Annotated in this window: 9 protein-coding genes and 1 other RNA gene; 7 read left to right on the top strand and 3 right to left on the bottom strand. The window is 58.4% G+C overall.

The annotated features are described in order from the left end of the window. Window positions 1–17 precede the first annotated feature (17 nt). Window positions 18–2,051: a methyl-accepting chemotaxis protein gene (locus ACWPM9_RS05435; RefSeq protein ID WP_484757019.1), complete on the top strand. Its 2,034-nt coding sequence runs from the start codon at window positions 18–20 to the stop codon at window positions 2,049–2,051. Between the two features lie 210 nt (window positions 2,052–2,261). On the opposite strand, the gene ssrS is transcribed toward ACWPM9_RS05435, so the two are convergent. The 3 genes from ssrS to ACWPM9_RS05420 all read right to left on the bottom strand — a co-directional run bounded on the left by ssrS (window position 2,262) and on the right by ACWPM9_RS05420 (window position 3,200). Then, a non-coding RNA gene (gene ssrS, locus ACWPM9_RS05430) (6S RNA) lies at window positions 2,262–2,418 on the bottom strand. Window positions 2,419–2,500: 82 nt separating this feature from the next. Further along, complete coding sequence (locus ACWPM9_RS05425; RefSeq protein ID WP_484757018.1) at window positions 2,501–2,893, bottom strand: cell division protein ZapA; 393 nt, start codon at window positions 2,891–2,893, stop codon at window positions 2,501–2,503. 34 nt (window positions 2,894–2,927) lie between these two features. Beyond that, window positions 2,928–3,200, bottom strand: coding sequence for a DUF4164 domain-containing protein (locus ACWPM9_RS05420; RefSeq protein ID WP_428187929.1), 273 nt, complete (start codon window positions 3,198–3,200; stop codon window positions 2,928–2,930). Between the two features lie 349 nt (window positions 3,201–3,549). On the opposite strand from ACWPM9_RS05420, the gene tkt reads away from it, so the two are divergent. The 6 genes from tkt to ACWPM9_RS05390 all read left to right on the top strand — a co-directional run bounded on the left by tkt (window position 3,550) and on the right by ACWPM9_RS05390 (window position 12,250). Beyond that, window positions 3,550–5,532, top strand: coding sequence for a transketolase (tkt, locus tag ACWPM9_RS05415; protein WP_428187928.1), 1,983 nt, complete (start codon window positions 3,550–3,552; stop codon window positions 5,530–5,532). Window positions 5,533–5,612: 80 nt separating this feature from the next. Next, window positions 5,613–6,617: a type I glyceraldehyde-3-phosphate dehydrogenase gene (gene gap / locus ACWPM9_RS05410; protein ID WP_484757017.1), complete on the top strand. Its 1,005-nt coding sequence runs from the start codon at window positions 5,613–5,615 to the stop codon at window positions 6,615–6,617. Between the two features lie 300 nt (window positions 6,618–6,917). Then, entirely contained in the window at window positions 6,918–8,753 is a 1,836-nt protein-coding gene (locus tag ACWPM9_RS05405) for a potassium/proton antiporter (protein WP_484757016.1), read from the top strand. 84 nt (window positions 8,754–8,837) lie between these two features. Then, window positions 8,838–10,034 (top strand): phosphoglycerate kinase, encoded by a 1,197-nt coding sequence (locus ACWPM9_RS05400; protein ID WP_484757015.1) that lies wholly within the window; start codon window positions 8,838–8,840, stop codon window positions 10,032–10,034. A 174-nt stretch (window positions 10,035–10,208) separates the two neighbouring features. After that, window positions 10,209–11,234, top strand: a complete 1,026-nt coding sequence (locus tag ACWPM9_RS05395; RefSeq protein WP_484757014.1) for a class I fructose-bisphosphate aldolase — start codon at window positions 10,209–10,211, stop codon at window positions 11,232–11,234. Between the two features lie 104 nt (window positions 11,235–11,338). Next, a complete protein-coding gene (locus tag ACWPM9_RS05390) occupies window positions 11,339–12,250 on the top strand; it encodes a PhzF family phenazine biosynthesis protein (RefSeq protein WP_484757013.1) in 912 nt (303 codons plus the stop codon).

Here is a 12,250-nt window from a genome sequence, read left to right as displayed (position 1 = left end):
CGTTGGGGTTTTTGCAGATGAGGGTTTTCTCCCGCTTCGGACTGGTCAGCACCATTACGGCCACCGCAATCATCATTTTGATGGCCGCACTTGGCGCGGTCGCGATCGCCATTTCAGGCAGCATCGACGACCGCATTGCCCAGCAGGCGATTGACGGGCAGAATGCCAGCTTGCGCACAGCCGCGACGATCGCCGAACGCGACCTGCCGGGCACCAAGGTGACCTGGGGTCAGGACGGCAATGTGGAGAAGATCGTTGCCGAAAGCATTCCGGCATCCTTCGAAAACCACGACATGATCGACACGGTTGGTCGTATGACCGGTCAGACCGCCACGATCTTCGGTTGGGACGAAGAGAGCAAGGATTTCTGGCGCCGCACCACCAACATCGTCAAGCCGGACGGAAAACGCGCCGTCGGCACGCCGCTCGGCCAGACGGGTGCCGTTTACCCGGTCCTGACGCAGGGCAAGACATTCCGCGGTCAGGCCGTCATTCTGGGCACACCCTATTATACAGTATATGAGCCCATCTTCTCGCCGGCCGGCAAGGTCATCGGCATTCTCTACGCCGGTGTCGGCGCAGCCGAGATCGATAGTGTTGCCCACCAGATGGCCCTGGTCATCGGGGTGACCGCGTTGATCACGCTGATCGTCGCTGCCGGCATCATGACCTTCGTCGCCCGCAAGGTCATGGGCCCATTGCCGAAGCTGACCGGTGTTGCCAGCAAGCTGGCGGATGGCCGTCTCGACATCGAAATTCCGCATCAGGACTACCGCAACGAAATCGGTGCGCTGGCGCGTGCCCTGTCGGTCCTGCATGAAAACACGCTGCAAAAGAAGCAGCTTGAAGAACAGGCCGCCACCAGCCGTGACGAAAACGAACAGGCTGCACGCGACCGTGAGGCCGAGAAGGCTGAAGAAGCAAGCCGCACGGAGGCAGCTGTTTCTGTGCTGGCAAACGGTCTTAACCGTCTGAGCGAAGGCGATTTGACCGTCCGCATCAATGATCCTTTCAGCGGCGGTCTCGAAAAGCTGCGCATCGACTTCAACAACTCGGTCGAAAAGCTCAACGACACACTGGCCCAGCTCAATCAGGAAAGCAGCGGCATTCAGGCCAATGCGTCGGAAATGCGCTCTGCAACCGAGGATCTGTCCAAGCGCACAGAACAGCAGGCAGCATCTCTTGAGGAAACATCCGCAGCGCTCGACGAAATCACGTCTACCGTGAAGAGTTCGTCCGAACGTGCCGAAGAAGCCTCTGAAATGGCGCAGGCTGCCCGCAAGAGCACCGAAAACTCGAGCAAGGTCGTATCCGACGCCGTCGAGGCCATGGGCCGGATCGAAAACGCCTCCAACGAGATTTCCAAGATTATCAACGTGATCGACGAAATCGCGTTTCAGACCAACCTTCTGGCCCTGAATGCCGGTGTTGAAGCTGCCCGCGCTGGCGAAGCCGGCAAGGGATTTGCAGTCGTCGCCCAGGAAGTTCGCGAACTGGCTCAACGCTCTGCCAACGCGGCCAAGGACATCAAGGCGCTCATCACCAAATCCGGTGAGGAAGTGTCAGGCGGCGTCTCGCTTGTGCGCGCCACCGGCGAAGCCCTTGGCACAATCTCTCAGCAGGTGGCCAGCATCAACGACCATATCGGCTCCATCGCCCGCGCTGCCCGCGAACAGGCAACCGGCCTGCAGGAAGTCAACACCGCGGTCAATCAGATGGATCAGTTCACCCAGAAGAACGCAGCCATGGTTGAAGAGACAACAGCCGTGACCCACCGTCTGGCCGACAGCGCAACAGCGCTTGCGACACTGGTCAATCAGTTCTCCACGACGGGCGGAACGTCCGCACCGAGCGCGGGCTTCGCACCTTCGCGCCCGGCACCGGCCCCTGTCTACCGCTCTGCCCCGGCTGCACGCGGTCCGGTCGCAGCTCCGGTCAATGCAAAGCCGAAATCCTCTCCGGCGCGCAACATGGTCAATAGCCTTGCCAAGGCTTTCACCCCCGCCAAGAGTTCCGGCGGTAGCGCTGCAGCCGACTGGGAAGAATTCTGATCCCGTAAACCACCATTTGAACCTCTCATAACAAAGGCCCCGTATCCACGATACGGGGCCTTTGTTATGGGTCTGCGAGCACAAACCCGACAGACTGAAGATTCTCATCCGAAGAGCGAGCCACGCTATTATGGCGACGGCGCCGGAATGTAGCGGTTCTGTCGCGACGCGCGGCACCAGCCTGCCAGGTCGATGCAAAAAACAAGGGAAGTACGATCCACGCAACCGATGGAGTTTTACGATCCTGGGTGCCTACAAAGTAGGTGGGCGCCGTGTAACCAAGCCCACGGGCCTGATCAGGGACAGCTCCCAATGGATCGAGTATGGCCCCAGGGATTGTTTTTCCTGTCGAGAGGCGCAGACCGCATAACCGATATAGGCTTATTCGAAGCCGCATACCAGAGGCGGCCCCACTGAGCGCGATAATAAATTCGCGCCGAGAGCGGGCGTCAGCTTTCGACCGTTTCCGTCTTGTCGACACTTGCCTGACCGTTAAGCTTGCGCGTCAGGCTGTTCAGTCGTGCGGTGAGTTCTGTTACCGCTTGTGTCAGCGCCTCTTCCTTGCGCGCATATTCTTCGGCAGCGCCGTCCTGACCGCTGCGCAAGCTTGCCAGTTCCGTTTCAAGCCCTGAAACCTTTCTGGTGACTTCAGACAGCTCGTCCATGACCATGATGCCGGCCATGACGGTAATGCGCAGATCGCCAATCTCGCCAAACTGGCTTTTCAGATGGCCGACATAGCGATCGAAATCGGTTGCCAGAGAGATCAGGTGATCTTCCTGGCCCTCCTCGCAAGCCATTCGATAGGCTTTTTCATCGATCGTGACTGTAACTTGCGCCATTCTTCCATCCGCATTCCGCCGCCGCACGGCCGATTTACTTGTCGAGAACCGCCCGGATTGTTTCCATCGCGGTCACCAGTCGCCGCGAAACCTCGCGATTGACCTCTTCCAGTCGGTTGGCCCGAAACTCGGATTGATCCAGTTCCTGGGCAAGCCGGGCGCGATCGACATGCACACGTTTGATCTCGCCTTCGGCCTCACCGTTTTCACGGCGGATCTCAGCGCGCATATCTATTGCGTTTTCCAGACCTGAAATGGCCTGTGCCAAGGCGCCAAGCGCCGCGTCAACCTTGCTCTGTGTCGGCATTCGTTAGCCCGGCCCTCGTGAAAAAGGTCACCGAATCGACCCGTAATGATGGTGTGGTGGTATATAAGAGTAGCTGTGGCCAACCGCGTGCGTCAACAAAACCTGAGGTCCATTCGGGTGTGTTATCTGTGGACGGAGGCCGGAAAGTGGCAAACGACAAATTCAGGCGGTGGTATTCACATTTCCATAATCTAACCTACCTCTAACAGGAGGTGCATCATATCGAACCGGCACAGCGCCGCGACGCGCCCTTTTATTGACTTGGCTGCCCTACCTGCTATGGATCAGCCGCCTTAGACGGTCCACGGTTGGGGCCGCCATTCTACGATCAGAAACAAGCGGAAAAGCCATGATTTCTCCTGAAAAATACCAAAGGATGGCGAATGCGATCCGTTTCCTCTCAATGGATGCAGTGGAAAAGGCCAATTCTGGCCACCCAGGCATGCCAATGGGGTGTGCAGACATCGCGACGGTTCTCTTTACTCGATACCTGAAATTTGACCCCAAGGCGCCCAACTGGCCAGACCGCGACCGTTTCGTGCTGTCGGCAGGCCATGGCTCCATGCTTCTCTATTCTCTCCTCTACCTCACAGGTTATGAGGATATGACGATCGAGGACATCAAGCAGTTCCGTCAGCTCGGCTCCAAGACAGCCGGACACCCCGAATACGGCCACGCATCCGGCATCGAAACCACGACAGGTCCTCTGGGCCAGGGTATCGGCAATGCTGTCGGCATGGCCATTGCCGAGCGCAAGCTCGAAGCCGAATTCGGTAGCGACCTGCAGAACCATTATACCTATGCGATCTGCGGTGACGGCTGCCTTATGGAAGGCATCAGCCACGAAGCGATCACGCTCGCCGGTCACCTGAAGCTGAACAAGCTGGTGCTCATCTGGGACAACAACTCCATCACCATCGATGGCGCTGTCAGCCTTTCCGATTCGACCAACCAGATCGCCCGTTTCAAAGCGGCAAACTGGAACACCATCGAAATCGACGGCCACGATCAGGACGAGATCGCATCCGCGATCGAAACTGCTCAAAAGTCCGACCGCCCGACATTCATCGCTGCCAAGACCACGATCGGTTTTGGCGCACCCAACAAGGCCGGCACGCACAAGGTGCATGGTTCACCGCTGGGCGCAGACGAAATTACAGCCGCCCGCAAGGCGCTGGACTGGGATGCAGAAGCCTTCGTCGTTCCAGCTGACGTTCTCGACGCCTGGCGTCTGGCGGGCCTTCGCTCGACCAAGGCCCACAAGGAGTGGGAAGAGCGCCTGGCCGCCACACCTTCGGAGACCAAGGCAGAATTCCAGCGCCGCTTTGCCGGTGACCTGCCCGGCGGTTTCGATACCGCCATCGACACGCTCAAGAAGAAGATTGCCGAAGACAATCCGACTGTTGCAACCCGCAAGGCGTCGGAGAATGTTCTCGAACTCGTCAACGGTCTTCTGGCGGAAACGCTGGGTGGCTCTGCCGACCTGACACCGTCCAACAACACCAAGACAAGCCAGATGGACTCGATCACCCCGACGGATTTCTCCGGTCGCTATATGCATTGGGGCATTCGCGAACACGCCATGGCGGCGGCCATGAACGGCGTCGCCCTTCACGGCGGCCTCATTCCTTACGCCGGTGGCTTCCTGATCTTCTCCGATTACTGCCGTCCATCCGTTCGTCTGGCGGCCCTGATGGGTATTCGTGTCATCCATGTCTGGACTCATGACTCCATCGGGGTTGGCGAAGATGGCCCGACCCACGAACCGGTTGAGCAGATGGCATCGCTGCGCGCCATTCCGGGGCTGGTGATGTTCCGTCCGGCCGACGAAACCGAAACGGCCGAGTGCTGGCAGCTGGCGCTGAAGCAGCATGACCGTCCCTCGGGCCTGGCGCTCACCCGCCAGAACCTGACACCGGTACGCAAGGTCTACGAAGAAAAGAACCTTTGCTCCTACGGCGCCTACGAGCTTGTATCGGCAAGCGATGCCAAGGTCTCGATCTTCGCCTCCGGATCGGAAGTGGAAATCGCGGTCAAGGCGCAGGAAATGCTGTCGCAAAAGGGCATCGCTGCCCGTGTCGTCTCGGTACCGAGCTTCGAACTGTTCTTTGAACAGTCCAAGAAGTACCAGGAAGCCATCATCGGCACCGCACCGGTCAATATCGGCATCGAAGCGGCTGTGCGCGAAGGCTGGGATCAGATCATCGGTCGCGATGGCATCTTCATCGGCATGAAGTCCTTCGGCGCCTCTGGCCCCGCCAAGGAACTCTACAAGCATTTCGGCATCACCGCCGAGGCTGCTGTCGAAGCAGCTCAAGCCAAGCTGGCTTGATTGTTGATCTGCCGCAAGGACTGATGTCCTTGCGGCCCTTATTCATAAACAAATATCCGTCTATTCCGGGAGACACTGCAATGACTGTAAAAGTTGCCATCAACGGTTTTGGCCGTATCGGCCGTAACGTCCTGCGCGCCATCATCGAGTCGGGTCGCACCGACATCGAAGTCGTGGCCATCAACGACCTCGGCCCGGTCGAGACCAACGCTCACCTGCTGCGTCATGACAGTGTCCACGGCAAGTTCCCGGCTACGGTCAAGGTCGAAGGCGAAAGCATCGTCATCGACGGCGGCAAGCCGATCAAGGTAACGGCGATCCGCGACCCCAAGGACCTGCCATGGGCCGACGTCGATATCGCCATGGAATGCACAGGCATCTTCACCTCCAAGGAAAAGGCATCGCTGCATCTTGCCAACGGTTCCAAGCGTGTTCTCGTCTCGGCTCCGTCTGATGGCGCCGACAAGACCATCGTGTTCGGCGTAAACCACCAGTCGCTGACCAAGGACGACCTCGTTGTCTCCAACGCGTCTTGCACCACCAACTGCCTGGCACCGGTCGCCTATGTCTTGCACAAGGCATTCGGCATCGAAAAAGGCTACATGACGACCATTCACTCCTACACGGGTGACCAGCCAACGCTGGATACGATGCACAAGGATCTCTACCGAGCCCGCGCCGCAGCGCTCTCCATGATCCCGACATCAACTGGCGCCGCCAAGGCTGTCGGCCTCGTGCTGCCGGAACTGAAGGGCAAGCTCGACGGTTCCTCGATTCGCGTGCCAACGCCGAACGTTTCGGTCGTTGACCTGAAGTTCGTGCCATCGCGCAATGTCACCGCCGAAGAAGTCAATGCTGCCATCAAGTCCGCTGCCGAAGGCGAGTTGAAGGGCATCCTGGCCTATTCCGACGAGCCGCTGGTGTCCGTCGACTTCAACCATGACGCTCACTCGTCGAGCTTCGCCTCCGCCCAGACCAAGGTGCTGGACGGCAACTTCGTGCGCATCCTGTCCTGGTATGACAACGAGTGGGGCTTTTCCAACCGCATGGCCGACACAGCTGTCGCCATGAGCAAGCTCATCTAATTGTTTCTGGCCTGAAAAGGTCGGTATTTTAAAAAGATCGGAAGGCGGCGCGGAGAACTTCGCGCCGCCTTTTTATCGTCTCAAGACAGGGGAGAACCGGAACGACACACCGGACCAAGACCGATAGCGGCAGGCATTGAAAAAATGCGTTGGAAATAACGTATTGTTGACAGCTGCCTCAACACTGCCAAGCTTGACGTCTAAGGGTACGGAAACGACACTTACCCGCCTTGATGTGACTCGCGCCCCCTGTTCGGGAGAGGCGGAGCACTTCCACCCCATACTGCAGAGGTTACCGGATTGGACGCATTTTATCTCATCACACTTGTGTTGACCGCGCTGATCCTGCTTGCCGCCTTTTCAAGCCTGCTCGCCTTTCGTTTTGGCGCACCTTTGCTGCTTCTTTTCCTGCTGATCGGCCTTCTGGCCGGGGTGGATGGGCTGGGTATTGATTTTTCCAGCAACGAGACGGCCTATGCAGTCGGCTCCATTGCCCTCTCCGTCATCCTGTTCGATTCCGGGTTCAGAACCTCGCTGCAGTCCTTCAGGATTGCAGCCTTCCCGGCAATCACCATGTCGAGTGTCGGGGTCCTTTTGACGACTGGCCTTTTTGGCCTGTTGGCAAGCTATCTGATTGGCTTCTCGCTACTCGAAGGCATGCTGCTGGGTGCCATCGTCTCGTCCACCGATGCGGCGGCTGTGTTCTTTCTGCTGCGTATCGGCGGCATTCATATTCGTGAGAAAGTGCGATCCACGCTGGAGGTGGAATCCGGCACCAACGACCCCATGGCGATCTTCCTGACGATTGCCATCGTGTCGCTTCTGTCTGAAGGCGGGGCTGAAGCAGACTTGAACTTCGGCCTGGTAAAGCTGTTCATCCAGCAGATGGGCATGGGCCTGCTGCTGGGTCTGATCGGCGGCTACATTATCGTTTTCATCGTCCGTCACCTGCGCATAGAGCGCGGTCTGCTGCCGATCATCGTGCTGGCACTCTCGCTCGCAGTGTTCTCATACACCGGTGCAGTCGGCGGCAGTGGCTTCCTGGCGGTCTATGTCGCGGGCATTTTCACCGGCAACAAGAAGATCCCCGCAAACTCGTCGATCTCGCGATTTCAGGATGGCATGACCTGGCTTGCACAGATCGTCATGTTCCTCATTCTGGGGCTTCTGGCAACGCCGTCACAATTCACCGTGATCCTCTTGCCCGCAGTGCTGCTGGCCCTGTTCCTCGTCTTCATCGCTCGCCCTCTTGCCGTCTGGCTCTGCCTTTTGCCTTACGACTTCACCCAGAAGGAAACGACCTTCATAGCCTGGGTGGGCCTGCGCGGCGCGGTCTCAATCCTACTTGCGATCCTGCCCATCCTCGGCGGCCTCGAAAATGGCCAACTATACTTCAACATCACCTTCATTGTGGTGATGATGTCACTGGCGATCCAGGGCTGGACCATCAAGCCACTGGCCAAGGCCCTGCGCCTCATCATCCCGCCGCGCATGGGTGCGGTGGAGAAGTACGAGCTCGACCTTCCAGGTGCCGCCAATCACGAACTGATCTCCTACCGCGTTGCGCCCAACAGCCCGATCTTGAGTGGTGGCCGCATTCCGCGCTGGTCCATGCCCTCGCTTGTCATTCGCGACGGCAAGTCCATGCGCTACCAATATGCCGGTCGGCTGCGCGAAAACGACCAGGTCTATCTGTTCGTCGCCCCCGGCTATTCCCATCTGCTCGACCGTCTGTTTGCCGAAAAGGCAAACCTCAACGCGGACGACAACGAGTTTTTCGGCATGTTTGCAATCTCGCCGGCAAGACCTGTCGAGGAGCTTGAAGCGGCCTATGGACCGGGCCTGATCGGCGAAGGCGACAAGGGCAAGACTGTCGGGGAGTTCTTTGAAGCCAAGCTTGGCGGACGCCCGGAATATGCGGATCGGCTGCGCGTTGGCAATGTGATCCTCATCGTGCGCGATACCGATGAAAATGGCCATGTGGCCTCCGTCGGCATATCGCTCGAGGCCGTGACCCGGTCGACCAACGTGCCGATATTCCTCAACATGCGCGAACTGGTACACAGTTTTCGTGACGCAGTACGCCGCTACCGCGCCCGCCGTCATAGGGATGTGCCGGACGAAAAATCCTCCTGATTCCCTTGCACCGGAATATGAGCGGTGTAAGGTCCGCCCCGTTTCGACCAATACAGAGCAACCATCATAACGACGGGTATTTCCATGCCGGCTTTCAAGACACTTGACGACCTCTCCGACATCGCGGGCAAGCGCGTGCTCGTCCGTGTGGACCTCAATGTTCCGATGAAAGACGGAAAGGTGACCGATGCAACCCGCATAGAGCGCGTGGCCCCCACCATTCAGGAACTGTCGAACAAGGGCGCAAAGGTCATCCTGCTTGCCCATTTCGGCCGCCCGAAGGGTGAAGTCGTCGCCGATATGTCGTTGAAACTGGTTGCGCCAGCCGTCGAGGAAGTGCTCGACCAGCACGTTGCCTTCGCCAGCGATTGCATTGGCGCTCCCGCCACTGACGCCATCGCGAAAATGGGCAATGGCGATATCCTGCTGCTGGAAAACACCCGCTTCCACAAGGGCGAAGAAAAGAACACGCCTGAATTCACAGCCCGTCTGGCAGAAAATGGCGACCTCTATGTGAATGACGCCTTCTCCGCAGCCCACCGTGCCCACGCCTCGACCGAGGGGCTTGCGCATCATTTGCCAGCCTATGCAGGGCGCACCATGCAGGCTGAGCTTGAAGCCCTGGAAAAGGGCCTCGGCAAGCCTGAGCATCCGGTTGTGGCCATTGTCGGCGGCGCCAAGGTTTCAACCAAGATCGACCTGCTGCAAAACCTCGTCACGCGGGTCGATGCGCTCGTGATCGGTGGTGGCATGGCCAATACCTTTATCGCCGCACAGGGCATTGATGTCGGCAAGTCGCTCTGCGAACACGATCTGGCAGACACCGCAAAGGCAATCATGGCCGAAGCCGAGAAATCCGGCTGCGCCATTGTTCTGCCGCTGGACGGCGTTGTCGCGCGCGAGTTCAAGGCAGACGCCGACAATGAAATCGTCGACATTCACGCCATCCCGGCCGACGCCATGATGCTGGATGTCGGACCGAAATCGGTAGACGCCGTCAACGAATGGATCTCCAAGGCAGCAACACTCGTCTGGAACGGTCCGCTCGGCGCATTCGAGATTTCCCCCTTCGACAAGGCAACGGTCTCAGCCGCCAAACACGCAGCAGAACAGACAAGGGCCGGCAATCTGGTGTCCGTCGCCGGCGGCGGTGACACTGTCTCTGCACTCAACCATGCAGGCGTCGCAGACGACTTTACCTATGTCTCGACAGCCGGCGGCGCCTTCCTCGAATGGATGGAAGGCAAGGAACTTCCAGGCGTCGCCGTCCTCCACGGCTGACTGGGTTTTGAGGCGGGTTGGACATGTTTTCGGCCTGCCTCGCACCAAGCTTGAAAAATACTTGTAGACTTTCAAACGATTGAAACGATTTCAATCGTTTCAATAACTTAGCCCGCCATTTTCCTGCCGCTAAACTTCTGGTATCGCGCTTGTATCTTGGATGTGGAGAAAGCTATGAGTGAACGTCTCGAAGACATTGCCGAAAAGATGATGGCCGACGGCAAGGGATTGCTGGCCGCAGACGAGTCCACCTCGACGATTAAGAAACGTTTCGACAGCATCGACCTTGAATCCACCGAAACCTCGCGTCGCGACTATCGCGAGATGCTGTTTCGTACGGACGAAGCGATGAAGAAGTGCATCTCAGGCGTCATCATGTTTGAAGAGACGCTGTTTCAAAAGGCAGCCGACGGCACTCCCTTCGTCGATCTCATCAAGGCAGCCGGCGCGATCCCCGGCATCAAGGTCGATACCGGCGCAAAGCCCATGGCAGCCTTTCCCGGAGAGACCATCACGGAAGGCCTCGACGGTCTGCGCGAGCGTCTTGGCGACTATTACAAGGCCGGCGCCCGCTTTGCCAAATGGCGCGGCGTGATCACCATCTCCGAAGGCCTTCCGACCTGGGGATCGATCAAGGCGAACTCCCAGGCACTGGCCCGCTATGCGGCGCTCTGCCAGGAAGCCGGCATCGTGCCGATCGTCGAACCGGAAGTCCTGATGGACGGAAAGCCCGGCACCCACTCCATCGAGACCTGCTACGAAGTCACCGAAAAGGTGTTGCAGACGGTCTTTGCCGATCTTTTTGATGCACGTGTCATGCTCGAAGGGATGATCCTGAAGCCCAACATGGTCATCGACGGCAAGAATGCCCGCAAGGCATCTATCGATCAGGTTGCCGAAATGACGGTAAAGCTGTTGAAGCGCAACGTCCCCTCTGCCGTACCCGGCATTGCCTTCCTCTCCGGCGGCCAGAGCTCGGAAGAAGCGACGGCGCATCTCTCCGCCATGAATTCCGGCTACGATCTTCCCTGGGCGCTGACCTATTCCTATGGCCGTGCTCTGCAGGAAGATGCACTGAAAGCCTGGGGCGGCAAGACGGAAAACGTCGCCGCTGGACAGCGCGCCTTTAACCACCGCGCCCACATGAACAGCCTGGCTGCCAAGGGGAACTGGAAGAAGGAACTGGAAAAGGCTGCCTGAACGCACCAGTCCGGTCCGGATTTATTGTTGTGATGACAAAAAGCCTCGTTCGAACGGGGCTTTTTTCATTGTAGCGTCAAAAGCCTGACCCCGGGAAAGAGCCGATGCCGCATTATCCCTTCACAACTGTCGATGTCTTCACCACCAAGCGCTTCGGCGGCAATCCGCTGGCGGTCATCACCGATGCCCGTGGTTTGACCAGCAAGGCGATGCAGGCAATCGCAGCGGAATTCGGCTATGCGGAAACCACCTTCGTCTTGCCACCGGAAAACCCAGCGCATTCCGCTCAAATACGCATTTTTACGCCAGTGACAGAAGTCCCCTTTGCAGGTCACCCCAATGTCGGAACTTCATTCGTCCTCGGCCATCAGAGGGACATCTTCGGCAAGCCTCCCGGCGAACGACTGATCTTTGAGGAGGCTGCCGGACTGGTGGAGATCGACCTTGTCCGCGAAGGCGGCAGGGTGAGCAGCAGCATTCGCGCGCCAAGACAGCTCTCCCTCGGCAGCAGCGTTGATGTCGATCTTGTTGCGCGCTGCGCATCATTGGCGGTCGGCGACATCGACTTGACCAATCATGCCCCCCTCTTCCTCTCTGTGGGCCTTAAATTCGTGGTAGCCGAGGTGACAGATCTGGATGCACTCGGCAGGGCACAGCCGGTAAAATCGGTCTTTCTGGAGGGTGTACAGCGCTATCCTCATGAAGAAAGCGATTTCGCCCTTTTCCTCTACACGAGAATAGAGGGCGACAGCCACTTGCGCGCCCGCATGTTTGCACCGCTCGACAACGTGAGCGAAGATCCCGCGACCGGAAGCGCCTCGGCTGCGCTTGCCGCCTTCCTCTCAACGCTTCGCGAGCCCGGAAAAGAGTGCATGGACATTCTGATCGAACAGGGTGTGGAAATGGGACGACCGAGCGAGATCCGACTATCTGTTCGCAAGCGCGAAGACGGAGATCGCGATGTGCGCATCTCCGGCAACAGCGTGTACGTGATGTCCGGGACGATTGAAGTGTGA

It is taken from the genome of Agrobacterium sp. H141 (genome assembly GCF_057158725.1).
This window is presented reverse-complemented; position numbering and strand designations above follow the sequence as displayed.